The following is a 25,119-nucleotide window of genomic DNA, read 5'->3' as shown; positions in this document are numbered from 1 at the left end:
TCGGGTAACTGAGTCGGGGTTTTGTTTTTTTGTCTGGCGACAAAGGTTTAAAGTCGTGGGGCTTCACCCCACACCCGACCAAGGAGGACTGCTCGTCCTATCCTCCTTGGATTCTCCAAGACGCCCCTAGCGAAGTTACATGCATTAGGTACTGGCCTTGGTCTTATGGATAAATTGCTATCGCTTCCGAAGGCAACGTCCCTGTACCTACGAAAGCTAGCCGGACATCCATGTCCGGACTCACGCAATTTATTCCAACGCCCCGCGGCAACTTCGCAGGGGAGGGTGAACTTCTGTAGTCTCGGTGCAGGCTGCAACTCCTAGGGGATAGTGAACTCCTGCCAGATTGGTGTTACCTGCGATTTACTTGAAAAATATGTATATTCCACCGTTGTACTTTTAGAAAAATTTAACAATGGATGGCTTATTAAACTCAAAAGCTGAATATATTGATACAACACTGGAAGATGCGAGAGAATTGTGAACTTACACTTGGAAAAGAATCGAAACCTAAAATAAGTTCCCTTGTATTATTTGTTCTTCTGGGATAAGTAGGTGAGGGTCGATGCCTTCTATCCCACCGATAAGAAAGGGACTTTTACTGTCATGCTTTTGTTTATTTTTCTGAACAGAGTTTTGGCTATATGTTGCATAGCAATATGAGCAACCATGTAGGCATGTATTATATGAGCCAATATCAATACTTTTGATACATCCACACGCTTCTCGTTGTCCTGAATCTTTTTGGGCATCAAGATGAATTCCAAAAACATTTTTAATCAACTGATCATCAATGCACTTTCCATGTTGGACACCAGCTTGGGATACATCGACTTCTTCTGCACAGCTTTCTATCTCCATATCGACTGATGAAGCAACTTGATGCATATAGTGAACCAGTTCTAACAAAGTGTCAGGTTGCTTAATAATATCGGTATAGTTTAATGCTTCGATTTTATTAAGATTTCTATCGGTCTTCTCATATAAATCTGCGAAACTTATGACTACTTTTTTTGTTTTTCCGGTAAGTAAATGTGCGATTTTATGAAAGAGACGCTTATGTTCATTGATGTCAACTATGTTGCACAATAAGATAGGATCATACCGCCAGATGACCTTATCTGCTCCTAGTTGGTCGCTGAGTTCTTTAAATGTCCTAATTGCTTTATTTGGGTTTGGAACATTGCTTTCCAGGGCCTTAGGATACCCCGTGATTGTATATTGGAAATAGTATTGATAGCCTCGTTGATTGAGTTCTGGGAGGTGGCGCATTAGCATATGAGGATTTCTTGTCCAGAACACAAAAAGATCGACATCATTGGGGCTTAAAGAAATTCGTTTGATCTGATGAGCATTAAAGGGGTTCCTTGTAAGCAAGAACCCTTCTCTGACTCGGTTCATAAACCAAGGGGTATAAAAGGCTGGAATGTCGGTCCTTCTACTAGCACTGATGATCAATTTTATTTCCTGTATTCGAACACGATAGTTTTGTTTGTATGATTGATACTATCAACTGAAAAATCTTGGTCTATATCATAGACAATATTTGTTGACTGTATCTCTATCCAATTTGGCTTAGTATAGGTACTTCCGCTGAAGAAATATTGTTTACTTGAGCTTACAATAGGGGAGATCTTGTTATGGAAGTTATCTCTTCCAAAGTCATTCAGGTTAACGTCAATAAATACAATAATTGAATCTTTGGCTAAGCTATTTTTAATAGCTGATACTAATTGACTTAAGAAAGCATCGCCATGATCATTTCTGAACATTGTCGAAAAGCTCTTACATACAAACACAATATGAGCACTTTTCAAACTGAAATCTTTTGTTAAATCAGCTTTTTTAAAGGTACAGTTCTGTGCGTTAGGTCGTGCTGTGCTCCAAGCAGAGCTGAGATCAAATCCAGTATAATTTATATCGATATTTAATTTTTTGTCGTCATTGTATTTAGAAAGCGCATAATAATCTGGAGCAAATCCACAACCTAGAGAAATAACATTTAAAGTTGAATTTTTAAACCTGTTAATAAGCTGAGATGTCTCTAAGTAGTGATATATTTCACTAATGTAGCTTGGTCCATATTTTATAGCATAAGTATCCATTTTCTTTTGACAATTATAGCTATCTTTTCGCTGACGGTAGTCATCCGTAAGTGACTCTACACAATTACATGGTGAGCGATCACCGCAACATCTAAGACGAGCTATTTCATTATCACATTGTTTTAGTGCATTTAAAAACATCGCAATTCCTTCTTGTTGTCCTTTGTCCTATGAATGCCTTAACCCAGAGGCAAGTGATGTTGGTACAAAACTTAATATGCATCGAAATTTTTATTTTGCATAATCGGAGAGCCTTTTATATGAACTTAGTCACCTTCATAAACTAAAGACATAACTATTTTTATTGGAGTATGAGACCCGTCTCTAATGTATGTAACTTCGCTAGGGGCGTCTTGGAGGCTCCAAGGGCGAAGGCCAGCGGCCGCTTTGAGCGCGAGATAGGGATATCGAGCTGGCTATTTAACATGGACGTTTTTGATAGGACGAGCAGTCTTCCTTGGTCAGGTGTGGGTGAAGCCTCACGACGTTAATTTACCTCGACCATTATAGGCCACAAATTTACTTGATGGATCTCAGTGCTAGCTAACTTGCTAATTTATCTGATAACTAATATCAGGGATGATAACTTTGTTATATTCTCCATTAATAACTTGGCTAGGCAGATAGTCCATATGAAAAGAGTCATTAGAGTCGCTATTGCTTGCTGTTTATTTGGCGGCGCGATGAGCAGTCAGGCAGCGGATAGTTTTTCTGAGTTGCAGTCGGAAGAACTGACACAGGTATTTGACCAAGCGATAGACTCCGCCTATGGATCTCAATCTGTCTTTTTAGAGAAAGAACTTCCAACCTTAACTACCGATATTCAGAGTTGGAACAAACGCTACACTGGCTTTGATATTAACGAGAATAGCTGGGGATGCGGTCTTGTTGGAAGCAACGCTAAGGCTCACCGCATTGCTTATACCTTGTATTTTCAAATGGATAGAAAGGTATGGGTTCCACTGAATGGGAATACCATATATCAGTCATTTTGGCAGGTTGTCTATCCCAAACAGGAAGAGTATGTGTGGACATTTGACCAAAATGCGCAATAGCCGATACGGCACTCGGCCGCGGTAATATAGCCCTGTGAAAATGATTCCCGCTGGTAGTCATATATCACTTAGGCCAGTGTGTTGGTATGAGTCAGTTAACCTTATCTCAGCATGTCAAAAAAGGATTGTTAGATGAACGATGAGCAATACGAAAAAGGGCTTGAGGTGCGCCGTGCTGTGATGGGCGATAGTTTTGTGGATAAGGCGCTCAATAGTGCGACGGATTTTACGCAACCGCTGCAAGATTTAGTTACGGCCAATTGTTGGGGTGAGGTTTGGGTGCGTGATGCCATTTCAAGGCAAACGCGCAGTTTGATTACCATAGCAACGCTGGCTGCATTAAAGGCTCCGACTGAGTTGAAAGGTCATGTGCGAGGCGCGTTAAACAATGGCTGCTCAGTGGAAGAGATCCAAGAGGTCTTACTGCATTGCACCGTTTACTGCGGTATGCCTGCGGGGATTGAAGCTTTTCGAGCGGCAAAAGAGGCGATTGAGGAGTGGCAGGCGCAAAAAAGTTAGTTCACTTGGTACTGATCATTTTGAGCGTCAATTGCTTTGGGGTTTAGTTGCTTTGAGATTTAGTGGTTTTAACATTCGCTAGGGGAGCTGAGTTACGCGCATTCCCCTAGCGGCATGATTGCTACAAACTTGAAAAGTATGAGCTTATTTTTGCAGTTGTGCCTTTGCGGCTTCTACTTTTGAGAAATCCAAACCGAGTTCAAGAACGGCTTCTTTGATCAAGGCCGGTTTTTGCATTACGAGCGCCATAAGTTGTTGTAATTTTTCTGGTGGGATCCCCAACTGACCAATGGTTGCCATGGCGGCAAACGGATTTTCCGTTAAGGTCTGGAATAGCTCATTAATTTTGGCGTCGCTGATATTGTGTTCTTTTAAGATGGCAATAATGGGATTCATTGCATTACCTTGTTGATGTAAACATTAAACAGGCGCTGATTTTATCACATACTGCCTGGTGGATGTGAAGGGTAATGAGAAGGGATCAAGTACTGCAACAGCGACTATGGAAAAGTGACTTATGCAATCCAATCAATTATGCCGTGTTAGACGGTTCTGCCTTCTTATTTAATCAGTTTTAATAGTGTCTTAAAGCGTTCGCCTTGTGCTTGATGTTGTAACTCAAATAGCAGTGATTCCACATTGGTTAATAGGGCTCCTCTGGTGATCATCATCTGTATACCTAGTTGCTTGTTAGTCTGATTACGGGATGAGACTGCATCCGCCACTAGATGCACCGAATATTGGTTAGCTAATAAATCACCGCAGGTTTGGTAAACACATACATGGGTTTCAATCCCTGCCAATATGATTTGTTTACGATGGGTGTGAATTAATGCTTGCTTAAACTCATCGCAGTGCCAGCCGCTAAAATGCACCTTTGCAATCGGGACGCTCGTTTTATCAAGTAATGTCTGTAGCTCTGGACTGGTTGTACCGAGTTTATCAGGGAGTTGTTCTAGCCATAAAATGGGAATTTCAAACAGTTGTGCACCTTGGATTAGGGTTTGGAGTTGTTGGTGGAGTTTTTCACTGCCCTCCATAATCTGAGCGAGCTTTCCCTGTACATCGACGATAACAAGAACACATTCTTCGGGTTTTAACATCGTGCCTTCCTTCTGCGTTTTAGTCTGTTGCGATATCTGCTTTTATTTTACACGGTATCAGTAAACCCTAATTACCCCCTATTACCAATAGGCATAAGGTCGAATAGCTCTGCACTTAAACAGATCACTAAAAGAGTGCGTTACCCAGTGTTATGCACAAATATGGTGCGTTTTTAATCGAGATTTTAGGCGTGTTTATCGTAAAAACATTTTAAATCATAATGTTAAATTGTTGGCCTGATGATTGAATTACCTCTGATACAAGTTAATAACAATCGTGTTTTTTTGGAGGTCAGGATGAAACTAGTCAGCGCTATCATCAAGCCATTTAAGTTGGATGATGTCCGTGAAGCTATCGCCGCAATTGGTATTGAAGGTATGACGGTGACCGAAGTTAAAGGTTTTGGCCGTCAGAAAGGGCACACAGAGCTGTACCGTGGTGCTGAATATCAAGTGGATTTTTTACCGAAAGTAAAACTAGAAATTGCCACTAAGGCTGAAAATCTCGACATGCTGATTGAAGCCATTACCACTGCGGCTCATACGGGAAAAATTGGCGACGGTAAAATCTTCGTCGTCGACCTAGAACATGCAATCCGTATTCGTACGGGTGAACTCGACACTGAAGCGCTATAAGGGGCTGATAATGGAAGAATTAACAAAATTAGGCGTTACAGTCACAGAACTACGCTTTGCACTTGATACCTTTTATTTTTTGATTTCTGGCGCCCTTGTTATGTGGATGGCAGCGGGTTTTGCCATGCTAGAGGCGGGCTTAGTACGCTCAAAAAATACCACTGAAATTTTAACTAAAAACGTGGTCCTTTATGCAATTGCCTGCGTGATGTACCTGTTAGTCGGCTACAACATTATGTATGTCGATAATACCGAGGGCGGCTGGATACCATCGATTGGTACTTTAATTGGTTCGCAATCTGCGGATGCGAGCCATGCACTGGAGTCTGACTTCTTCTTCCAAGTCGTGTTTGTGGCAACGGCGATGTCAATTGTCTCAGGCGCTGTGGCTGAACGAATGAAGCTATGGGCGTTTCTTTGCTTCGCCGTCGTTATGACAGGGGTGATTTACCCAATTGAAGGTTATTGGACGTGGGGCCAAGGATTTATTGCCAAATTAGGTTTTGTTGACTTTGCTGGTAGCGGTATCGTGCACATGACAGGCGCTGCGGCGGCGATTGCAGGGGTGTTATTACTCGGTGCTCGTAAAGGTAAATACGGCCCTAACGGTCAAGTCAATCCTATTCCTGGCTCTAACTTACCTATGGCAACCTTAGGTATGTTTATTCTGTGGATGGGCTGGTTTGGGTTTAACGGCGGATCTCAGCTAATGGTATCTGATGCCGAGAATGCAAGTTCAGTGGCAAAAGTGTTTATGAATACCAACACTGCTGCGGCCTTTGGTGCCATCTCTGCCCTTATTGTATGTAAAATGATTTGGGGTAAAGCAGACTTAACGATGATCTTAAACGGTATTTTAGCTGGTCTAGTGGCAATTACTGCAGATCCTTTATCTCCTTCATTTTTAATGGCAGGTGTAATTGGTTTAATCGCCGGTGGTGTAGTGGTGTTCTCCATCGTAGGATTAGATCGCGTTAAGATTGACGATCCAGTCGGCGCTATTTCAGTTCATGGTGTGGCAGGTTTCCTCGGTCTAATATGTGTACCTTTATCTAATGCAGATGCAACCATTACCGCACAGTTGACTGGTGCAGCGATTATCTTCGCTTGGGTGTTCAGCTCTTCGTTTGTGGTGTGGTTTATTATCAAAGTAACCATGGGGATCCGAGTCTCAGAGGAAGAAGAATATAACGGTATGGATGCTTCCGATTGCGGTATAGATGCTTATCCTGAGTTTGTGACTGTCAAAAATGCCAGCTAAAAATTCACGCATATGACTTGATGCCACGTAGGGATCAAGGGATAGTAAAGCAGAGCCTAGTGCTCTGCTTTTTTATGGGTTTATCTCAGTGGATCTTGTGCTCTAGCATGTAGAATTGAAGAAAAGCATCTTGTTGCAAATTAAGGAGTGACCGATGAACTTGATTGCAAATACTGTGCGGCGTTCTGGCTTACTAAGTCTTATCGCCATTAATATATTGTTGGCTATGCCTGTAGTGGCTGGGGAAGTGGTTGTTACCCGTTCGAGTGAGCCTTTCGACGCTTTTGCTGTGCGCGATCAAGTGCTTAAAGATTTTGAATGGCAGGAGTCGCTTCGTCGACAGGAGCAGATCCAAATCTTAGAGGCTTTGCCCATTGGCTGTGTTGCTGTGATAAAGCCCTATCGCCATTTCTCCTGTGGTGAGAGCGCGTATCGACCCTATCATTATCAGCAACGGGAATTATATATAAAAGTTGATCCCCCTAGAGGATAAGGGTTTTAACTTCACCATGCTAAAAATGGTTATCTTTCACAATGAATTAGGGGAGTATTCTTATTTAGGGCTTGAGCCGAATTCATTTTTTGTAACCATTTTATAACGTCTTTTCTGCCATTTGTTATAAGCTCAAATAAGCGCTAATGGTGTGGGAGGACGTATGTCGAAACTATTCCGAGCTGTCTATTTAACTGCTTTTTTAGGCCTTGCACTTGTCCAATTATGTGCCTGTACGACTGTGACTACGCCTAAGACGGATGAGGTAGAGTCTTTGTTTGCAGACTCACTCTTTACCCCTGTGACTGACATTCCCTCAATTAAGGATATCTTCTATTTACCCCCTGAAGTCGTCAGTGATATTAAACGTACCTATGATAGAAATGCTTTATCTTTAAATAGTGCTATTGCTGCAAACGAATGGTTAGCGAGGTACATCAGTGCAAATCAAACTGGGGCTGAGAGCGATTTTCGTTATCAAGATAACTTGACGCAAGTGGCATATGAAACTTATCTCCAGAGGGCCGGTAATTGTATGTCACTTGTTGTCATGACCTCTGCCTTAGCGGATATTTTGAATATTGAAACCGAATTTCAAGATATCGCCATTGAGCCTATGTGGGATAAGCAAGGGGATTTCTATTTAATTAATGGTCACGTTAATTTACGTTTGTTGCCCTCTGGTACTAGGCATACGGTTTATATGTCATCCCATGCCATTCTCGTTGATTTTATGCCGGAGCGTGCCCTACGAGGCTATGCTAAGACACAAATCAGTCGGCAAACATTGATCACTATGTTTTACAATAACATGGCTGCGGAATCTCTAGTCAATGGTGACTTAGATCGTGCCTATGCCTTGGTAAAAGCAGGTGTAAAGGCGGGGCAGTTTATTCCGGCGCTCAATACCTTAGCCGTTATTTATCGCCATAAAGGGGATGAGAAGCGTGCTGAGCAGGTATATCGGTACGCGTTAAGGTTCGATGCGCAAAATATGACAACACTCTATAATCTAGCGGTGATTTTAGGGGATCAAGGTCGATTAGATGAATGGGCTAAAATCCATAAAGTGCTCGAACTTTCCCGTATCCGTAATCCCTATTACTACTATGATATGGCACAACAAGCATTTGATGAAAAACAATATAACCAAGCATTGAGCTGGTATCAAAGGGCGCTTGAGCGGGCCGATTATCGCCATGAGTTTTTCTTCGGTATCTCGCAAACCTATTGGGCTTTAGGGGATAAAAAACGTGCTCAGCTCAATATGGAAAAAGCCATGGTACTCAGCCGTAGTGGTACTGAAAGATATCGTTATCAAGCTAAACTTGAAGCAATGAAACATCATTAACGGCCGACCTAAATAGCTGCGGAGAATAGTCGATACTTAAGCCCACCTCAAATGCGGATCCACGGCTGTATTCGATTTTACTAAGAATGACTGTGATTTCTACTGCATATTTGAATTTATAGTTTTTAAAAATATATTAAAACAATAAGTTATATTTGATTTTTTGAAATAGAAACAACTTGGTTGCATTAGCGCTTCAGACTGGATAAATTGAACTCAGTATTGCCGTTGAGATCCCGTATTACAGCGATAGAAATAGCCTAAGACACCAGAGTTGGAGCAGTAAATTATGCATTACCAAAACGATGACGTTCGCATTAAAGAAGTAAAAGAGTTACTTCCACCGATTGCGATTCTTGAACGATTTCCTGCTTCCGAAAAAGCCTCTGCCACCGTATTTAACGCACGTCAAAGTATTCATCATATTTTAGCTAAAGATGATGATCGCCTTTTAGTTGTGATTGGCCCTTGCTCAATCCATGATCCTAAAGCCGCATTGGAGTATGGTCAGCGCCTAGTTTCCCTGCGCGAGCATTATAAAGATCAACTTGAAATTGTGATGCGAGTGTATTTTGAAAAGCCAAGAACGACCGTGGGGTGGAAAGGATTGATCAACGATCCTTATATGGATAACAGTTTTAAACTGAATGATGGACTGCGTACCGCCCGAAAATTATTAGTGGACTTAAATGATAGTGGTATGCCAACGGCGGGAGAATTCCTTGATATGATCACGCCGCAATATGTGGCGGACTTGATGTGTTGGGGAGCCATAGGAGCTCGTACAACTGAATCACAAGTGCACCGAGAGTTGGCATCGGGCCTTTCGTGTCCCGTCGGCTTTAAAAATGGCACTGATGGCACGATTAAAGTTGCTATCGATGCTATTGGGGCTGCCAATGCGCCGCATCATTTTCTCTCAGTCACTAAGTTTGGGCATTCTGCGATTGTGTCCACTAAGGGCAACCCCGATTGTCATATTATTTTGCGTGGTGGTCGTGAGCCTAATTACAGTGCGCCCCATGTAGCACAGATCAGCGAGCAACTACAAAAAGCAAAATTGCCCAATAATGTGATGATCGACTTTAGCCATGCCAATAGCAGCAAACAGTATCAGCGCCAAATGGTGGTGGCTGAAGATGTGGCGGATCAAGTTGCCGCAGGCAATAAAGCCATTTTTGGCGTCATGGTCGAAAGCCATTTAGTGGAAGGGCGTCAGGATCTCGAAGAGGGTAAAGACTTATGTTACGGCCAAAGCATTACCGATGCTTGTATCGGTTGGGATGATACCGAGCGCTTATTGGCAGTGTTAGCTCAAAGTGTGATTGGGCGTCGACAAGCCTAAAAGAGTCACAGACACAAAACAAAGGCGCTTACCGGCGCCTTTATCTTTATTATTTATTGCTCATTTCGGCTAAATATTCGTTCGCTTTGGCTAAGCTACCAAAGGCGGCAATAAGGTTGTTTCGACCTTTGTCCTGAATTTCTGGATTGCCTGATTCTATCATCATCCACACCCAAGTTTGGATCAGTGGTAATGGCGGGTATTGAACTTTAGCGGAATCCAACATAAAGCTTCCTTTGATCTTGATTTAATTGAGTAATCTAAATGTCACTGCCAGATATAAGTGCGTTGCGCTTACACCACCCTATCTAGCGTCTTGAGATTAGCAAATTCTGCTGCTTTACATAACCAATCCCAGTGGCATTTTGGGTAAATCTGGAAAAATAATCAACACTATAAATCTCACTATTACGGCTTATTTTAGCGGCTGGCATACCGATAAGGCAGCCTTTGTCTATGAGTTGCGGTTGCCGTTGATAGGCCTACATTGCATATCCCTCATTGTCGTAGGAATGACATGGCGATTATGGCGTTTATCTGTCTAAATCTTGCTTGTCTGTTAGGTAAATCTGATTGATTTTATTCAAGCTTTGTCGGTTTGATTCCACCTAACGTCGGTATCTGCTGTTACAATTGACCTAACTCATTTAAGGTTAAGTCATATGCGCCCAACATTATATTTTGAAGGTCCAATAGATAAACTCAACTGGCATGTTATGAAGTTGCTTTGGCCCTATTTGCTTGAATATAAAGGTCGTATTACCTTAGCTATGTCTTGTCTTGTGGTGGCAAAACTCGCGAGTGTCGCACTGCCATTTATCCTTAAACACTTAGTCGATACTTTAGATGCCGATAAAACGATACAGGCATTAAGCGTTCCTGTTGGCTTAGTGCTTGCCTACGGCGCGGTGCGTTTATTGACTGTGATTACGGGGGAAATACGCGATACGCTATTTGGTCGAGTCACAGAACGAGCTATCCGTCGTTTGGGTTTAGCAGTATTTGATCATTTGCATCGGTTAGATTTGGATTTTCACCTAGAACGCAGAACAGGTGGTTTATCGCGGGATATTGAGCGCGGCACGAGTGGTGTGAGCTTTTTAATGCGTTTTATGGTGTTCAATATAGTGCCAACCTTACTCGAAATTGCCATGGTCATTGGCATTTTCTTCTTTAATTACGGTATTGCATTTGCGTCAATTACCTTTTTCTCTGTACTGGCTTATATCCTTTTTTCCGTTATTGCGACTGAGTGGCGCACTGAATATGTGCGTGATGCGGCTAAGGCGGATTCGCTATCCAACACCAGAGCCATAGATAGTTTGCTGAACTATGAAACCGTAAAGTACTTCAATAATGAGAAATATGAGTCTGATAGATACGATCAAGCTTTAGATCAATGGGAAGTCGCGAAGCGTAAAAACCGTTTATCGCTCTTTGCCCTCAATGGTGGGCAAGCCATCATTATTGCATTAGCCATGACGGCCATGATGGCGCTAGCGGCATACCGTGTAACCTATGGCGAAATGACATTGGGTGATTTTGTATTGATCAACGCGTTTATGATGCAACTCTTTATGCCATTAAACTTTCTCGGTTTTGTTTATCGCGAAATCCGTGGTGCCTTAGCCAATATCGAACGTATGTTTAGCCTGCTCGATAAATATCCTAGGATCGTCGATTCACCCGATGCCCTCGACTTTCAGCCATCAAAGGGAGAGCTTTCTTTTGAGAATGTTAACTTTAGTTATGATGACCGGCAGATTTTGCGGGATGTGAGCTTTAAGGTGGCCGCGGGTAAAAAAGTCGCGGTTGTCGGTGATAGTGGTGCGGGTAAATCGACACTCATTAAATTACTGTTTCGTTTCTACGATGTAGACCAAGGCGCGATCAAGATCGATGGTCAAGATATTCGCCATCTTACCCAAGATGCGCTACGACGTGCGATTGCGATCGTGCCGCAGGATACTGTGCTTTTTAACGATTCCTTAGTGGAAAACATTCGTTATGGTCGCCCTGACGCGAGCGATGACGAAGTGCGTAATGCGATTAAACTCGCGCACTTAGAACAGTTTATCGCTTCACTCTCCCAAGGTTGGGATACTAAAGTAGGTGAGCGCGGCTTAAAGTTATCGGGTGGAGAAAAACAGCGAGTTGCTATAGCGAGGGCCATTCTTAAGGGGTCGCCTGTGCTGGTATTTGATGAGGCGACCTCATCACTCGATAGCCGCTCTGAGCAGGCCATTTTATCAGCGCTACGTGAAGTCGCTAAGGGACATACTAGCCTTGTGGTTGCCCACAGGCTTTCGACGATAGTCGATGCTGATCAAATTGTTGTATTGAGCCAAGGCGAGATAGTTGAGCAAGGTAATCACGCTTCCTTACTGGCAATGGGAGGGCTATACGCTAAACTGTGGCGAATACAAAATGAGCAATCACAACTGCCCATGGGTGTTTAATTGCACAATACAGTTCAGTCTTTATTCAGCTTCGGTTCTCTATACTCAAATGCCATCAATCAATCGAAAGAGGTGTGACATGGAGAATATTTCACTTAGAGTCAACATTGAAGGCAAAGAAGAAAAAGTCGCCACTGATTGGTTTGCAATTATGGCGACCTTAAAAAAGCGTGGCGTGGATTATGATTCACTACAACGTATTCATGCTGAGCTAAATGCAGGGTTGAAGGTCACGACACGTCGTTTGACATTGGCAAAAATGAACGAAGAAATACCTCTCGTCGGTGTGATCCGAGATATGAACATCTCTCATAGAGAATCAATGGGGATGCATTAGCTATCGTTGTTGATACAACTGTAGGGGGAATAGGGAAACGATTTACAACATCCCCCTAAGCTTTCCCCCTTTCCAGCCTTCGCATAAAAGATTTAATTTGGTTGTCGATTCATCGATGAGAGTAAGCCGGATAATCTGCCCTTCACGAAAACACACAAGCTCGCCTTCGATTTCGGTCAAGCGGTTACAGCTCTTACAGCTCGTGCTTACAGTTTTACTGGCGGGCAGTTGGCTTCCAAAGCTTGATTTCAAAGTGTTTCCTCAATTGTGTGACGCAGATTAGGTATTTCAATTATGCGATGCTTCACGGATCTTACCTCTTTTGTGATGCGCATTCAAATATACCTCTACTTACCCAGTGTAGACGAAAGTTGCACAAGCACGTAATTAGATGCATTTTCAGCTACTGATTTATATGCGAATAGTATTTATCGAGGGAAATAGACAGACCACTATCGAGCACAATCCGAACGTGGGAGAGTTTAAGTTGCCTTGGCTCTGTCACACCACAGGAATGGGCAATCAAAGCTAAGTCGTGGTGTAGGTTATGATTATAGTTGGCGACCCGCATCGACTTATCCCTTGGATTTAGACCTTGTTGTAGCTTTTTATTGTGGGTCGTTATCCCCGTTGGGCAGGTATCTTTGTTGCACTGCAAAGCTTGAATGCATCCAAGGGCGAACATATTACCGCGGGCAGAGGTAATAAAATCGGCACCTAATGCTAATGCCCAAGCGACTCTCGATGGCACTATCAGCTTGCCAGACGCGATGACTTTAATTCGCTTACGCAAACCCCGTTGGATCAAAATATTAACTAAAATGGGCAAACTTTCCTTAAGCGGTAAACCCACATAGTCCATCAAAGACTGAGGTGCTGCACCTGTACCGCCGTCTGCGCTGTCTAAGGTAAAAAAGTCGGGTGCAGAGTCTTCACCTCGGCGTTCTATTTCATCACAAAAATCTTCTAGCCATAGCACATCACCGAGTACGGCTTTAATCCCTGTTGGTTTACCTGTTACTTCACGAACCCTGGCTATCATGTCCAGAATATCGCCAACGGATTTAAATTCGATATGGCCATTGGGACTAATGGAGTCCAGCCCTTGGGGAATGCCACGAATATGGGCAATTTCCTCGGTGACTTTTATGCCGGGCAGTATACCGCCTTTGCCTGGTTTTGCCCCTTGACTCATTTTAATTTCAAACATTTTAACTTCTGGATGGGCGGCAATGGATTTGAGTTTTGCATCGTCTAAGTGACCCTGTTCATTACGTACACCATATTTTGCCGTACCGATTTGAAAGACGAGATCACAACCTCCCTTTAGGTGGTAGGAACTCAGACCACCTTCTCCCGTATTCAACCAACAACCCGCTAGTGCCGCACCGTGGGATAGTGCGGTAATTGCAGGCCGTGAGAGGGCGCCATAACTCATGGCAGAAATATGGCAAATGGCTTGAGTGGTATAAGGTTCTTTGCAGTGTGGGCCAATAGTGACAGGGTAGATTGGAGTGATATCTTCATCTTGGGTAGGGAAGGCCGTGTTCATAAACATAATAGTGCCAGCGTTATCCAAGGGACGAGTCGAACCAAAGGCAATCGTTCTATCAACATTCTTAGCGGCGCGGTATACCCAGCTTCGTTCAGCGCGGTTAAAAGGCAGTTCTTCCCTATCTTGGGTGAAAAAGTACTGTCTAAAGAATTCTCCTTGCTTCTCAAATAAGTATCTAAAACGGCCAATAACGGGATAGTTGTGTCTGATTGCTTGTTTAGTCTGCATTTTGTCGGCGATATACATGTAGAAGAGGGCAAGTACTCCGAGTCCTATTAGGATTAAAAATAACCCTGAAAACAGATCTAGCCCCCACATAAACCAATGTTGTTCACTCATATTTTTTATCCTTTATTCTTGCCCATAACGTGTCGCAATTAGACTCGCGCTCTGACCATCACCTATGGAGAGTAAAAAAAGTTGGCTGTAATCATTTTCATTGATGGCGCTGATCTCGGGGCCACCAAGTGCTTTGATAATAAGCGGGATAGTATTGGAATGCCCTACGATTAATGAATTACCTTTTACCGCATAGACTTGTTCAACGATTTGTTGGATATGCACTTCGATAGGTTTTTGAGCAGGCACTATAGTTACGGGTAAATGACGTATTTTACTCATGGGAGCCAGCGTTTGTTGAGTGCGTTGATACTGTGTTGCGATAAGTTGCGATAGCGGTGTGCGATTTAAGGCTGTGATAAGTGCTACGGCTCGCATTTCTCCTTGGGGAGATAATTGGGGATCATCAATCTGCAGGTTAGTTTTTTCAGCATGCCTGACGAGAACGATCAATCTAGTATCTGCGACGGCTTGATTTATTGAGGATAAACCAAGACAGATCAATAACAAAAATCCAGTTAACAGCTTAAGGAGTGACAGGTGGGTAATGAAACTGCATCTTGGCAAACTCACAAATACTTGAAAGCTTAACTGATTAATATTGTGACATGCAGCCATGTGTTACATCCTTTTTATAGACTTAGATAAGCATCTTAGTGGTTGCGGCTGGATTAACACTTTTAAAATAACCGCCAATTTATGCAGGTTTTATCATAGCGTTACGGTTTGATAGTACTGTAAATTTAAAAATTACTAAAGTTGTTCAAATTTTGGTCGATAATTAGGTCGACCCGAATTGAATGGATAGCCACCATGGAAATCAATAAATCCGCTCAGACTCAGCAGAGCACATCTTTGCCCCATAAAAATGCCCCTAAAGGCGCCGATGCGAGTGAATCTAAAGCCCCTGACGTCTCCTCTAAGTTAACGGTACAACAGACAAGTAAACAGCTGATGAATCAAGCCATTTTATCAGCTCAGCAGGATGTTAATATCAAGGCAGGCGATAAGTCTATGGTTTTGCTCTATCGCGCGGCAATCGAGGCGATAAACAAAGAGTTAGCCCCGAGTATGGGTGAAAATGCGATTCAAACAGCCTATGACAATGGTGTTGATACTTCGCCAGAAGCAACGGCCGATCGTATTGTTAGCTTTGCAACTCAGTTTTTTAGTATCCATCAGCAGCAGAACTCAGGAATGGGTTTTGATGAGCAGCTCGATAGTTTTATGGCCATTATTGGTGGAGCTATAGATAGCGGTTTTAAGGATGCAAGGGATATTTTATCTGGTCTTAAAGTATTAGAGGGCGATATTGCTGACGGCGTTGATAAAACTTATTCTCTAGTACAAGAGGGTTTACAAACCTTTAGAGACAGTTTCAATAAGAAAAATGATGAGAGCCAGACGGCTGCTACATAATCCAATAGCTTTTCCAGTTCATTTCACCTAAACCCCTTTATTAAAAGGGGTTTTTATTGGGTGATTAACCATTAATATTAGAGTTTGTTCAGCACCTTAAGCACTCAGAAACTCGCATCTTGAGGTAGCTTGGGTATATGCTAGGGCTCTATTCAAGGTTTTGCTTGAGGGCAAGTTATGTGGACTAGGGGAAGAGTTATTGAACGTATTGATTGGAATGATAAATTATTTTCACTGCGAATTGCCGCAGAACTGGCGCCATTTATTCCCGGTCAATTTATTAAGCTAAGCCAAGTTCAAGACGAAAAACGTGTCGCTAGAGCATACTCGCTCGTAAACTCGCCCGATAAACCCTATGCAGAAGTACTTGCGGTCGCGGTAGAAGAAGGGCAATTGTCCCCTCAATTACAACACTTAACCATAGGCGATGAGATTGAAATTAGCACAACTGCAACGGGTTTTATGACCTTAAATGAAATCCCTAAGGGGGAGCTCCAAGGTAAGCACTTATGGTTTTTAGCTACAGGGACGGCGGTCGGGCCCTTTCTTTCTATGCTCGATACTGCTGAACCTTGGCAACGTTTTGAAAAAATTGTGCTTGTGTACGGAGTTAGAGAAGCAAAGGATTTAGCATATCTCGAAAAACTCCGCGGCTACGAGCAACAGTATCCAAAGCAATTTATTCTCTGTTTATGCGTGACTCGTGAAGTGGTGGTGGGCGCCTTGCAATGTCGTATTCCCGAAGGTTTAGCCTCAGGAGAAATAGAGCATAAGGTAGGATTAACACTGAGTATGACCGATTCCCAAGTAATGGTCTGTGGCAATCCCGGCATGATTAGCGGCGCTCAGTCAGTCTTACTCGATAAAGGTCTCACTAAGAATTTACGCCGTGCACCCGGGCAAATTACCGTCGAAAAATACTGGTGATGTCTCTATTCCCAAGTGACGTCAAAATACAGCTTCGGTCGGTATTTAAAGCATTTTAGGCAAGATAATTGATGACAGTTGCTTAAGCCATGACAGGTAAAAATCCATGGAGTGAAGAGTCTGCTTATTGAGATCCTGTTGCTGTGGCAAGTAGTAGCATAATTAGGAACTCTCATTTAGGATGGTAATAGCTTAAAAATTGATAACTTAAACAAATAGAAGGATATTTTGATGAAGTTGCTGTGCTCTCAGGCGTCGCCCTATGCCCGCTGCGTTAGAACGTTAATCCGTTACTTGAGTATTAAGGATATTGAAGAGGTTACGGTCAATCCCTTTGAAAACACCGCAGAGCTGCTTGACGCAAATCCGCTAGGCCAGATCCCATGCCTTATCACGAATGATGGTATAGCTCTTTATGATAGCGAAGTTATTATGCGTTACTTAGATGCAGAGCTGGGCGAAGAACAGATGTTCGGTATGGCGAATAGCAATTGGGTGTTGCAGCGTCAGTTTTCCATGATAAAAGGATTAATTGATAGCGCGGTGAAATTACGCCAAGAGCAAATGCGTGAAGATGAAGGCTTGAGATCGGTATTTTGGACCTCGCGATTTGAACAGGCATTGCTACGCGGTTTAATGCAGATGGAGCATCAAACTGTAATCACCCAGGCCACAGTTCAAGCTCCACAGTTAGCCTTAATTTGCCTACTTGATTATATGGACTTTAGACATCCGGGACTCGATTGGCGAAAAGTTGCGCCTGCAACGGCACTTTGGTTTAGTGAAATGCGAGATTTACCTGCATTTGTTGAAACTCGTCCTCACTAACTCATTTGAAGATACTTATATGCAGCTCTTGCATGGATAAACTGATCTTTTCCGGATCTGCCTAATAACCCTTTTTGATCGAGTTTTGTAAAATATTTATCGAACACAAGATCACGCAATTTCACCAATGGATAAGGCATACAATGAAAAACCTTGCCCATCCTGCGAGCAAACTCAACCTGTTGATTAACGTGGGCGACAGGTTCTGCTTCAAATGCTAAGACCCCTTTTTGAACGGCTGATGATAAGAGTAATATGGCTTAAGAACGAATTGGACCTCTTAGCTCTTGGCATTAGGTGTCTGACCATAAAAAAGAATAAACCTATCTACGGCCTCAGCCACTAGCACTTTAATGTTTGCCTCACTGGGCAAAGAATCGATGCCCCAGATCAGTCTTTCAAACATTGTCCCTTCACATAGGGCTTTAAAATGTACGGCCATTTTATTGGCATCTTGATCGACGAGAGCCCCTCTCGCCACAAGAGAATCAATGGCCACAATAAGGTTAGCAAGTGTGCGTTTAGGACCAACAGAATAAAAACGCTGAGCAAGCTGTGGGAATCTTTCCACCTCACCAATAATGAGTCGATTTATCGAGATAACCTCTGGTTTTGTAATCAATTTTAGATAAGCAGTTCCCACTTTTAACAAGACATCATAAGGTTTCATATTATCGTCAATAGCAGCAACAAGCTGTTCGAATGCCCCCTTTCCGGCTTCAAAAGCCCAAGCCTCAAATAGCTCTTCTTTCGAAGAAAAGTAATTATAAAGTGTAACTTTAGAGCTTTTTGCTGCGGCGGCAATGGATTCCATCGTCACTGCTGAAAATCCATGATTAAGAAACAAGCTACCTGCTGCCTCTATAAACACCAATCGTTTTGCTTCAGTTTTTCGTCTCATGACAACCTCATCTATAACTGTACGATATAGTACAAAAAAGTTGACCTTTGATCTAGATCAATTTTAAACTGTACCAGGTCGTTCATTTATTGATTTGTACGTGACGCTTTAATAGGAAGTTACCAAACACTACTTACCTAGGCTCATCCTCTATGAGGGTGACAAAACGACGGCCTCAGTCGCTTCTATAGGATATGAATCCTTTTCAAATTTCCTATTACTGGCGTATTGCTTAAACCATCACGTAAATTTTGTGCTATGCCATCTCATTAAGGAGGCTATATGAGCTTTACATTTCCGAATACACCAGAATTTACTGGTCTATATAAACCCAGCCGAGTAGAAGCAGAGGTGAAAGACCTCGAAATTGAAGGCGAGTTACCAAAAGAAATTAATGGGACCTTTTATCAGGTCGCTCCTGATCCACAATATCCCCCCATGCTAGGCAGTGACATGTTTTTCAATGGCGATGGTATGGTGAGTGCTTTTCGATTTGATGCCGGAACGGTGAGCCTTACTCGTCGCTACGTGAAAACAGATCGCTTACTGGCACAGCGCCGTGAACAACGCTCCCTAAACGGTATTTATCGTAATCAATACACAAACGATCCTCTTGCTGCAGATAATAACACCACAGCAAACACAACGGTCATTGAGCACAATGGTGTACTTCTGGCACTTAAAGAAGATGCACTACCTTGGGCAATGGACTTAAAGACGCTGGAAACGCTTGGCGAATGGGATTTTGATAAGCAAATCAACTCCGCGACCTTCACCGCGCACCCTAAGATTGATGCCGATAATGGTAGTCTGCTTTGTTTTGCTTACGAGGCCAAAGGAGATGGCACGCCTGATATTGCCTACTTCGAGATTTCGAAAGATGGAAAGTTGACCAAAGAGGTTTGGTTTCAAGCGCCTTATGCCGCAATGATCCACGACTTTGCCGTCACGGATAACTATGTCATTTTCCCGATTATACCACTCACCAGTGATGTGGAGCGTATGAAGGCTGGAGGGAAACACTTTCAATGGCAGCCAGAACTTCCACAGCTGTTTGGCATTTTACCACGCAATGGTTCAGCGGATGATGTGCGTTGGTTTTATGGCCCTAGCAATGGCTTTCAAGGCCATACGCTAAATTCCTATGAAGAAGGCGACAAGCTAATTGTTGATATGCCAGTAACCTCTGGTAATGTCTTCTACTTTTTCCCTCAAGCAGATGGTTATATTCCTCCCGCAAAATCGTTAAATTCAGCCCTAATGCGTTGGGAATTTGACTTGAATACAAAAGAGTCTCATGTGGAACCTGTGGTGCTAACAGAGACCCCATTCCCCTGTGAGTTCCCTCGCTGTGATGCTCGCTATAGTGGCAAAAAATATTCGTGGGGGTTTATGCTCGCCTTAGATCCAAGTCTACCATTTGACTTTGCATCACTAGGAGAACCGCCATTCCAGTTCTTCAATCAATTAGCACGTATCAACGTAACCACAGGGAAAAGTGAAACTTGGTACCCTGGCGATGCACACTGCTTTCAGGAGCCCATTTTCATTCCTCGATCCGCTACTTCTGCCGAGGGCGATGGTTGGGTCGTCAGCGTTATGAATGATCTACGACAAGAAAGTTCAGAGCTGGTCGTTTTAGATACTGCCTGCTGGAGTGATGGACCAATCGCCAGAGTAAAAGTCCCTTTCAGGCTAAGAATGTCACTACATGGCAATTGGTCCGGTGCCTGATAGCTCTCGCTGTTCAATACATTAAAATGAGCATTAGGTGTCAACAAACACTTGGTCCCGATTTTATCAGGACCAAGTGTACTCATGTATTTCTAGGCAACTACGCTAGCCATTTAGACTAAAAGAACACCATAAATTAGATGCACCTAATGCAAATAAAGAACTGAATATAAAATAAGGAGAGAAAACCATCACTAAAGTAGCCCACAAAGCTTTTCCTTCTTGGACTCAAGTCAGGCCAATAGAATGTCGCCAAAAGGAGTCTATTGGGCCATAAAGTCAGTTGCACGTCTTCCCCTAGGGTTATCACGGCGATTTTGTTCACCAAAAGCGCCGTAGAGATCCCGAGTGACACCGTAATCAATTCTACGATCATGACCAAATTGACGCCTATCTTGATGATGTTGATAGCGGCACAGGCAATTTGCTTGGGTACATTCTTCCATCGGCAGTTCCGGTGCTTCTTTGGATAAAAAACGTTTTCCTGATAGCGCATTAGCTTTTTCACAGCCATGGCCATTATTCACTACGCTAACACTATGAAAACGGTGTTCTTGAACCGGAGGTTCTTTTTCTCCCCTATTAGTCAATGCTTTACTGCGATATTTACGCTGCTTTTTACTGTTCTTGAGTGTGCTTAATCCAAATAGTACAAGTGTTGCTACGATTAACAGTAGTATGGTCAACATATTTGCTCCCACATGGATTTTGACAAATTAAGGTTCAGTTTAGTTTGATTTGAGATAATCGCCAGTTTTAGGCTTAAACCGATAAAAAACAAAAAGTTAAACTAACTATTGCTCTGTGGTTGCCGATCAATTACTCTAAGTCAAGTGATAACTATTATCATTAAAATGTATAAAATGCTGGCGAGTGGTATCACAATATTGGGGAGAAATGGGTAATGAAATTGGTAACTTATGCAGCGTTAGTTGGGTTAATCTTAGTCGGGCAATCGGCGTATGCGGATGACAAATTAACGGTTTATTCCTACCGCCAAGCATTTTTAGTGGAGCCAATCCTCGCACGTTTTACTGAGGAAACTGGCATTGGCGTGAATGTCGTATTTGCTAAAGATGGTATCGCTGAGCGGATTACCCGTGAAGGTCGGTTATCTCCAGCAGATTTAGTGCTGACCTCTGATTTTTCTCGCCTCGTTGAATTAGTCGAAAAAGATCTAACCTCTCCCGTTAAAACAACCACCTTAGAAAGCAATATTCCCGCACAATACCGTGATCCCGATGGTCAATGGTATGCATTGACGATGCGAGTAAGAAACCTATACACGGCAAAAGATCGTTCTGGCCCACAGCAATTAACCTATGAAGAACTAGCCGATCCTAAATATAAAGGTAAGATTTGTACTCGTAGCGGCAAACATCCTTATAACGTTGCGTTAGTGGCATCGATGATCGCGCATCATGGTGAGGCCGAAGCGAAAACTTGGCTACAAGGTGTGAAAGCTAATTTAGCGCGTAAGCCACAGGGTAACGATAGAGGCCAAATTGCCGCAGTTAAAGAAGGATTGTGTGATATTGCGATAGGTAATAGCTATTACTACGGTAATATGTTGCAGGATCCTGAGCAAAAAAGTGTCGCAGAAGCAGTCGTGATTAATTTTCCAAATCAAGCCAATCGCGGTGCCCATGTGAATGTGTCAGGTATGGTATTAACACGCCATGCACCTAATAAAGAAAATGCGATTAAATTGATGGAGTTTTTATCGGCCGATATAGCGCAAAAAGCCTATGCTGATGTGAACATGGAATATCCAGTAAAAGCCAATGTAGCACCATCGCCGCTTGTGGCTTCGTGGGGAGAGTTTAAGGTTGATCAACTGCCTATTTTCAAACTTGCTGAATATCACCAAGCCGCGGTGAAGTTGTTAGATGAAGTACAGTTTGATTTATAGTTGCTTATTATTAAAAGCATTGCGTTAATATTAAAGCCAGCGCCATTTATTGGCGCTGTGACTTTTTAAGGATTTACATGATATTAGGATTAGCCAGAAGCTGGTCGCTTGCTGGTTATGCCATGGCAGCATTACTTGTATTGCCTCTTTTTGCCTTAATATTTCAAGCGTTACAGCCCGATGAGGCGGTGTTTGGACACTTAATGGCAACTGTGTTACCCACCTATATCATCAACAGTTTATTACTGATTTTTTGGGTGAGTGTGGGTGCGCTTTTACTCGCTTTACCCTGCGCTTGGTTGGTGGCTCGCTGCGAATTTATTGGAAGGCGTTATTTGCAGTGGGCGTTATTATTGCCCCTTGCCATGCCTGCCTATATTGTTGCCTATGTGTATACCGATTTACTCGATTATGCAGGGCCTCTTCAGCGAGGGCTGCGCTTACTATTTGATTGGCGCTCACCTCAAGATTACTTTTTCCCCGATATTCGCTCCTTAGGCGGTGCAGCTTGTATGCTGTCACTGGTGCTTTTTCCTTATATTTATCTTTTAGCGCGCACCGCTTTTATGGAGCAATCCCTAAGCTTGGCCCATGCCTCTCGTATTATGGGGTGTTCTTCATGGCAGAGCTTTTGGCGCCTCTCTTTGCCTATGGCGAGACCCGCAATCGCCGTTGGTGTTGCTTTGGTCGCCATGGAAACTGCGGCAGATTTTGCTACTGTAAACTATTTTGCGGTGCCAACTTTAACCACGGCGGTATACGATACATGGCTCGGCTACGGTAATCTGACCGCTGCGGCTAAGTTGTCTGCGATTATTTTGCTGGTGGTCTTTATGCTCATTGGATTTGAGCGATTTGCGCGCCGTAAACAACAGCTATTTCAAAAGCAGTCACGCATTCAGGCAACTGATTTGTATCGACTTACAACTAAACAAACAGCCTATGCACTCCTTTTTTGTGGCACAGTGTTGTTGTTATCGTTTTTATTGCCATTTGGAATTTTATTATCCTATGCTATTGGTTATTTTGAAAAAAGCTGGGATTCAAGTTTTTGGCAATTGAGCCTTAATAGCCTTAGTCTTGCGTTACTCACCAGCTTACTCTGTTGTCTGATGGCCTTATTCTTGATGTTTGTGCGTCGTATCAGCCCAAGGCGCAGTGATACTTTGCCTTCACGTTTAGCATCAACAGGCTATGCATTGCCTGGTACTGTGTTAGCTATCGGTGTTTTAGTGCCTTTAACCTTACTCGATTTTGGAATTAACGATCTGGCGGAGTATATCGGTGTCAAAGGTCCCGGACTCCTGCTCACGGGCAGTGTTGTGGCCTTGGTTTTTGCCTTTTGCGTGCGCTTTATTGCTATCGCAATAGGGAGTATTGAAAGCAGTTATAAACGCATATCTCCATCATTGGATATGGTGAGTTTAACGATGGGACAGAGCCCAATGCGGTTACTAAGTCGAGTGCATTTACCCTTGCTCGCAAAGGGGATTTTTGCGGCGGCTTTGTTGGTTTTTATCGAAAGCATGAAAGAGTTACCCGCAGCCTTGCTGCTAAGACCTATTGGATTTGAAAATCTTGCGACTCATGTATTCCAGTTTGTATCCGATGAAAAACTAGAACATGGCGCTCTAGCTGCTATTGTGATTGTCGTCGTGGGCTTAGTGCCTCTCATTTATTTAAACCGTTCTTTGGAGCAACACAGCGGATGATCAGCACGCTCACCCTTCACCAAGTTCATAGCGATTATCAGGGCCAGCAAGTACTCAAAGGCTTGAGCTTAGATCTCGCTCAAGGTGAGATCCTTGCACTGTTGGGGCCCAGTGGCTGTGGGAAAACGACTTTACTACGGGCCGTTGCAGGATTACAGGCTATCAGCCAAGGCGAGATTTTGATCAACGGCAAGCTAGTTAGCGGTGAAAAGACATTTGTGCCCAGTGAGCAACGTGGCATTGGTATGATTTTCCAAGACTATGCACTTTTCCCCCATTTGACCGTAGCGGAAAATATCTTATTCGGTGTGCCTAAGTTATCAGGGGCTCAGCGTCAGTCACGTTTAGATGACATGTTAAGTCTGGTCAAACTTGATGGTTTAGCAAAACGCTACCCACACGAATTATCGGGTGGTCAGCAGCAGCGAGTTTCTATTGCTCGGGCACTGGCCTATGAACCGCAGTTGCTTTTACTCGATGAACCATTTTCCAATATCGACGCTCAAGTGCGCTACGAGATGATGGCTGAAATTCGCAGCATCTTAAAACAGCGTAATGTGAGTGCGGTATTTGTCACTCACAGTAAGGATGAGGCTTTTGTGTTTGCCGACACTTTAGCCATCTTTAATCAAGGCGTTATAGTGCAATATGGCTGTGCTGAGGCAGTGTATGCCACGCCAAATAGTCGTTATGTGGCTGACTTTTTAGGCAGTGGTAATTATTTACCCGCAGCGGTAGTCGATGGGCACAGTGTCACAACACCCATAGGGCATTTAACCAGCCTTACACCTTTAGCATTTCCGAGTGAGTACCGTGGACAGGTTTTTTTGCGACCACAGCAACTGACATTATCGGCAGATGAGCAGGGTGTTGGAACTATCACAGAGCGGCGGTTTTTAGGCGCATTTTGCCATTATTGGGTGAAGGTTGAAGAAGCGTCCCACGCCTATTATGTGGAAGTTCGCAGCCAGATGATGCAGTTAACTATCGGCCAAAAAGTAGGATTAACGACTGAACCACATTCGCTAGTGCTGTTTGAGTCGTAGATTAGATCTAAGTTATCTCCAACAAAAGTATGACATTTTTGCTTACGTTTAACTTAAGTCCATACCGTTTTGGTTGGTGATA

Annotated in this window: 26 protein-coding genes; 16 read left to right on the top strand and 10 right to left on the bottom strand. The window is 43.1% G+C overall.

Annotated elements, in window-relative coordinates; translation table 11 throughout:
• Window positions 1-510: 510 nt before the first annotated feature.
• Together L2744_RS10950 and L2744_RS10945 are read right to left on the bottom strand one after the other, a co-directional pair.
• On the bottom strand, window positions 511-1,458 hold the full coding sequence (locus L2744_RS10950; protein ID WP_248991938.1) for a DUF1848 domain-containing protein: 948 nt from the start codon (window positions 1,456-1,458) through the stop codon (window positions 511-513).
• A gap of 2 nt (window positions 1,459-1,460) precedes the next feature.
• On the bottom strand, window positions 1,461-2,246 hold the full coding sequence (locus L2744_RS10945) for a hypothetical protein (protein ID WP_248991937.1): 786 nt from the start codon (window positions 2,244-2,246) through the stop codon (window positions 1,461-1,463).
• Between the two features lie 491 nt (window positions 2,247-2,737).
• Here L2744_RS10945 and L2744_RS10940 point away from each other — a divergent pair, with 491 nt between their 5' ends.
• Together L2744_RS10940 and L2744_RS10935 are read left to right on the top strand one after the other, a co-directional pair.
• Entirely contained in the window at window positions 2,738-3,160 is a 423-nt protein-coding gene (locus L2744_RS10940) for a hypothetical protein (protein WP_248991936.1), read from the top strand.
• 132 nt (window positions 3,161-3,292) lie between these two features.
• Window positions 3,293-3,679, top strand: coding sequence for a carboxymuconolactone decarboxylase family protein (locus tag L2744_RS10935; RefSeq protein WP_248991935.1), 387 nt, complete (start codon window positions 3,293-3,295; stop codon window positions 3,677-3,679).
• A 144-nt stretch (window positions 3,680-3,823) separates the two neighbouring features.
• On the opposite strand, the gene L2744_RS10930 is transcribed toward L2744_RS10935, so the two are convergent.
• Together L2744_RS10930 and L2744_RS10925 are read right to left on the bottom strand one after the other, a co-directional pair.
• Window positions 3,824-4,075: a DUF2999 family protein gene (locus L2744_RS10930; protein WP_248991934.1), complete on the bottom strand. Its 252-nt coding sequence runs from the start codon at window positions 4,073-4,075 to the stop codon at window positions 3,824-3,826.
• 164 nt (window positions 4,076-4,239) lie between these two features.
• The gene (locus L2744_RS10925; protein WP_248991933.1) at window positions 4,240-4,782 is read right to left on the bottom strand and encodes a hydrolase; all 543 of its coding nucleotides are present in this window, start codon (window positions 4,780-4,782) and stop codon (window positions 4,240-4,242) included.
• A gap of 297 nt (window positions 4,783-5,079) precedes the next feature.
• Between L2744_RS10925 and L2744_RS10920 the strand changes: the two genes are divergently transcribed.
• From L2744_RS10920 to aroG, 5 genes are all read left to right on the top strand, one after another.
• Entirely contained in the window at window positions 5,080-5,418 is a 339-nt protein-coding gene (locus L2744_RS10920; RefSeq protein ID WP_248991932.1) for a P-II family nitrogen regulator, read from the top strand.
• 10 nt (window positions 5,419-5,428) lie between these two features.
• Window positions 5,429-6,679 (top strand): ammonium transporter AmtB, encoded by a 1,251-nt coding sequence (amtB, locus tag L2744_RS10915; protein WP_248991931.1) that lies wholly within the window; start codon window positions 5,429-5,431, stop codon window positions 6,677-6,679.
• Between the two features lie 154 nt (window positions 6,680-6,833).
• Window positions 6,834-7,172: a hypothetical protein gene (locus L2744_RS10910; protein WP_248066585.1), complete on the top strand. Its 339-nt coding sequence runs from the start codon at window positions 6,834-6,836 to the stop codon at window positions 7,170-7,172.
• Between the two features lie 163 nt (window positions 7,173-7,335).
• Window positions 7,336-8,523 (top strand): tetratricopeptide repeat protein, encoded by a 1,188-nt coding sequence (locus L2744_RS10905; protein WP_248991930.1) that lies wholly within the window; start codon window positions 7,336-7,338, stop codon window positions 8,521-8,523.
• Between the two features lie 289 nt (window positions 8,524-8,812).
• On the top strand, window positions 8,813-9,868 hold the full coding sequence (aroG, locus tag L2744_RS10900) for a 3-deoxy-7-phosphoheptulonate synthase AroG (RefSeq protein WP_248991929.1): 1,056 nt from the start codon (window positions 8,813-8,815) through the stop codon (window positions 9,866-9,868).
• A 49-nt stretch (window positions 9,869-9,917) separates the two neighbouring features.
• Here the strand turns inward: aroG and L2744_RS10895 are convergent, their stop codons facing one another.
• Window positions 9,918-10,094, bottom strand: coding sequence for a hypothetical protein (locus tag L2744_RS10895; RefSeq protein WP_198781065.1), 177 nt, complete (start codon window positions 10,092-10,094; stop codon window positions 9,918-9,920).
• Window positions 10,095-10,530: 436 nt separating this feature from the next.
• On the opposite strand from L2744_RS10895, the gene L2744_RS10890 reads away from it, so the two are divergent.
• Window positions 10,531-12,327, top strand: coding sequence for an ABCB family ABC transporter ATP-binding protein/permease (locus L2744_RS10890; RefSeq protein ID WP_248991928.1), 1,797 nt, complete (start codon window positions 10,531-10,533; stop codon window positions 12,325-12,327).
• Between the two features lie 79 nt (window positions 12,328-12,406).
• Window positions 12,407-12,664 carry a hypothetical protein gene (locus L2744_RS10885; RefSeq protein WP_248991927.1) on the top strand — a complete coding sequence of 86 codons (258 nt, stop codon included), beginning with the start codon at window positions 12,407-12,409 and terminating at the stop codon, window positions 12,662-12,664.
• A 42-nt stretch (window positions 12,665-12,706) separates the two neighbouring features.
• Here L2744_RS10885 and L2744_RS10880 read toward each other — a convergent pair whose 3' ends face one another.
• From L2744_RS10880 to L2744_RS10870, 3 genes are all read right to left on the bottom strand, one after another.
• Window positions 12,707-12,916, bottom strand: coding sequence for a hypothetical protein (locus L2744_RS10880; RefSeq protein ID WP_248991926.1), 210 nt, complete (start codon window positions 12,914-12,916; stop codon window positions 12,707-12,709).
• A gap of 151 nt (window positions 12,917-13,067) precedes the next feature.
• On the bottom strand, window positions 13,068-14,558 hold the full coding sequence (locus L2744_RS10875) for an FMN-binding glutamate synthase family protein (protein WP_248991925.1): 1,491 nt from the start codon (window positions 14,556-14,558) through the stop codon (window positions 13,068-13,070).
• Between the two features lie 12 nt (window positions 14,559-14,570).
• Window positions 14,571-15,176, bottom strand: a complete 606-nt coding sequence (locus tag L2744_RS10870) for a histidine phosphatase family protein (protein WP_248991924.1) — start codon at window positions 15,174-15,176, stop codon at window positions 14,571-14,573.
• Between the two features lie 195 nt (window positions 15,177-15,371).
• Between L2744_RS10870 and L2744_RS10865 the strand changes: the two genes are divergently transcribed.
• From L2744_RS10865 to L2744_RS10855, 3 genes are all read left to right on the top strand, one after another.
• Window positions 15,372-15,977, top strand: coding sequence for a DUF5610 domain-containing protein (locus L2744_RS10865; protein WP_248991923.1), 606 nt, complete (start codon window positions 15,372-15,374; stop codon window positions 15,975-15,977).
• A gap of 177 nt (window positions 15,978-16,154) precedes the next feature.
• Window positions 16,155-16,904 (top strand): ferredoxin--NADP reductase, encoded by a 750-nt coding sequence (locus L2744_RS10860; RefSeq protein ID WP_248991922.1) that lies wholly within the window; start codon window positions 16,155-16,157, stop codon window positions 16,902-16,904.
• A 231-nt stretch (window positions 16,905-17,135) separates the two neighbouring features.
• The gene (locus L2744_RS10855) at window positions 17,136-17,732 is read left to right on the top strand and encodes a glutathione S-transferase N-terminal domain-containing protein (RefSeq protein ID WP_248991921.1); all 597 of its coding nucleotides are present in this window, start codon (window positions 17,136-17,138) and stop codon (window positions 17,730-17,732) included.
• 280 nt (window positions 17,733-18,012) lie between these two features.
• Here L2744_RS10855 and L2744_RS10850 read toward each other — a convergent pair whose 3' ends face one another.
• Window positions 18,013-18,633, bottom strand: coding sequence for a TetR/AcrR family transcriptional regulator (locus tag L2744_RS10850; RefSeq protein ID WP_248991920.1), 621 nt, complete (start codon window positions 18,631-18,633; stop codon window positions 18,013-18,015).
• Between the two features lie 282 nt (window positions 18,634-18,915).
• Between L2744_RS10850 and L2744_RS10845 the strand changes: the two genes are divergently transcribed.
• A complete protein-coding gene (locus tag L2744_RS10845) occupies window positions 18,916-20,367 on the top strand; it encodes a carotenoid oxygenase family protein (RefSeq protein ID WP_248991919.1) in 1,452 nt (483 codons plus the stop codon).
• A 263-nt stretch (window positions 20,368-20,630) separates the two neighbouring features.
• On the opposite strand, the gene L2744_RS10840 is transcribed toward L2744_RS10845, so the two are convergent.
• On the bottom strand, window positions 20,631-21,056 hold the full coding sequence (locus L2744_RS10840; protein ID WP_248991918.1) for a hypothetical protein: 426 nt from the start codon (window positions 21,054-21,056) through the stop codon (window positions 20,631-20,633).
• Window positions 21,057-21,271: 215 nt separating this feature from the next.
• Between L2744_RS10840 and L2744_RS10835 the strand changes: the two genes are divergently transcribed.
• The 3 genes from L2744_RS10835 (at window position 21,272) to L2744_RS10825 (ending at window position 25,037) form a co-directional block, all read left to right on the top strand.
• A complete protein-coding gene (locus L2744_RS10835) occupies window positions 21,272-22,279 on the top strand; it encodes a Fe(3+) ABC transporter substrate-binding protein (protein WP_248991917.1) in 1,008 nt (335 codons plus the stop codon).
• A gap of 77 nt (window positions 22,280-22,356) precedes the next feature.
• Window positions 22,357-23,991, top strand: a complete 1,635-nt coding sequence (locus L2744_RS10830) for an ABC transporter permease (RefSeq protein WP_248991916.1) — start codon at window positions 22,357-22,359, stop codon at window positions 23,989-23,991.
• Window positions 23,988-25,037: an ABC transporter ATP-binding protein gene (locus L2744_RS10825; RefSeq protein WP_248991915.1), complete on the top strand. Its 1,050-nt coding sequence runs from the start codon at window positions 23,988-23,990 to the stop codon at window positions 25,035-25,037. Before L2744_RS10830 ends, L2744_RS10825 begins: the two co-directional genes overlap by 4 nt.
• Window positions 25,038-25,119: the final 82 nt, after the last annotated feature.

The sequence above is a fragment of the Shewanella profunda genome, assembly GCF_023283765.1.
In the GTDB taxonomy this organism is placed as follows: Bacteria; Pseudomonadota; Gammaproteobacteria; order Enterobacterales; family Shewanellaceae; genus Shewanella; species Shewanella profunda.
Note: the sequence above shows the minus strand (reverse complement) of the source record. Positions and strands in the feature narration are given on the sequence as shown.

What these genes read in the sequence shown, in the direction of transcription:
- L2744_RS10835 (WP_248991917.1), top strand. Translation starts at nt 21,272, where the DNA reads ATGAAATTGGTAACTTATGCAGCGTTAGTTGGGTTAATCTTAGTCGGG.
- L2744_RS10945 (WP_248991937.1), bottom strand. Translation starts at nt 2,246, where the DNA reads ATGTTTTTAAATGCACTAAAACAATGTGATAATGAAATAGCTCGTCTT.
- L2744_RS10925 (WP_248991933.1), bottom strand. Translation starts at nt 4,782, where the DNA reads ATGTTAAAACCCGAAGAATGTGTTCTTGTTATCGTCGATGTACAGGGA.
- L2744_RS10845 (WP_248991919.1), top strand. Translation starts at nt 18,916, where the DNA reads ATGAGCTTTACATTTCCGAATACACCAGAATTTACTGGTCTATATAAA.
- L2744_RS10875 (WP_248991925.1), bottom strand. Translation starts at nt 14,558, where the DNA reads ATGAGTGAACAACATTGGTTTATGTGGGGGCTAGATCTGTTTTCAGGG.
- L2744_RS10860 (WP_248991922.1), top strand. Translation starts at nt 16,155, where the DNA reads ATGTGGACTAGGGGAAGAGTTATTGAACGTATTGATTGGAATGATAAA.
- L2744_RS10830 (WP_248991916.1), top strand. Translation starts at nt 22,357, where the DNA reads ATGATATTAGGATTAGCCAGAAGCTGGTCGCTTGCTGGTTATGCCATG.
- L2744_RS10940 (WP_248991936.1), top strand. Translation starts at nt 2,738, where the DNA reads ATGAAAAGAGTCATTAGAGTCGCTATTGCTTGCTGTTTATTTGGCGGC.
- L2744_RS10920 (WP_248991932.1), top strand. Translation starts at nt 5,080, where the DNA reads ATGAAACTAGTCAGCGCTATCATCAAGCCATTTAAGTTGGATGATGTC.
- L2744_RS10865 (WP_248991923.1), top strand. Translation starts at nt 15,372, where the DNA reads ATGGAAATCAATAAATCCGCTCAGACTCAGCAGAGCACATCTTTGCCC.
- L2744_RS10890 (WP_248991928.1), top strand. Translation starts at nt 10,531, where the DNA reads ATGCGCCCAACATTATATTTTGAAGGTCCAATAGATAAACTCAACTGG.
- L2744_RS10870 (WP_248991924.1), bottom strand. Translation starts at nt 15,176, where the DNA reads ATGGCTGCATGTCACAATATTAATCAGTTAAGCTTTCAAGTATTTGTG.
- L2744_RS10935 (WP_248991935.1), top strand. Translation starts at nt 3,293, where the DNA reads ATGAACGATGAGCAATACGAAAAAGGGCTTGAGGTGCGCCGTGCTGTG.
- L2744_RS10910 (WP_248066585.1), top strand. Translation starts at nt 6,834, where the DNA reads ATGAACTTGATTGCAAATACTGTGCGGCGTTCTGGCTTACTAAGTCTT.
- L2744_RS10885 (WP_248991927.1), top strand. Translation starts at nt 12,407, where the DNA reads ATGGAGAATATTTCACTTAGAGTCAACATTGAAGGCAAAGAAGAAAAA.
- L2744_RS10905 (WP_248991930.1), top strand. Translation starts at nt 7,336, where the DNA reads ATGTCGAAACTATTCCGAGCTGTCTATTTAACTGCTTTTTTAGGCCTT.
- amtB (WP_248991931.1), top strand. Translation starts at nt 5,429, where the DNA reads ATGGAAGAATTAACAAAATTAGGCGTTACAGTCACAGAACTACGCTTT.
- L2744_RS10850 (WP_248991920.1), bottom strand. Translation starts at nt 18,633, where the DNA reads ATGAGACGAAAAACTGAAGCAAAACGATTGGTGTTTATAGAGGCAGCA.
- L2744_RS10840 (WP_248991918.1), bottom strand. Translation starts at nt 21,056, where the DNA reads ATGTTGACCATACTACTGTTAATCGTAGCAACACTTGTACTATTTGGA.
- L2744_RS10930 (WP_248991934.1), bottom strand. Translation starts at nt 4,075, where the DNA reads ATGAATCCCATTATTGCCATCTTAAAAGAACACAATATCAGCGACGCC.
- L2744_RS10895 (WP_198781065.1), bottom strand. Translation starts at nt 10,094, where the DNA reads ATGTTGGATTCCGCTAAAGTTCAATACCCGCCATTACCACTGATCCAA.
- L2744_RS10855 (WP_248991921.1), top strand. Translation starts at nt 17,136, where the DNA reads ATGAAGTTGCTGTGCTCTCAGGCGTCGCCCTATGCCCGCTGCGTTAGA.
- aroG (WP_248991929.1), top strand. Translation starts at nt 8,813, where the DNA reads ATGCATTACCAAAACGATGACGTTCGCATTAAAGAAGTAAAAGAGTTA.
- L2744_RS10825 (WP_248991915.1), top strand. Translation starts at nt 23,988, where the DNA reads ATGATCAGCACGCTCACCCTTCACCAAGTTCATAGCGATTATCAGGGC.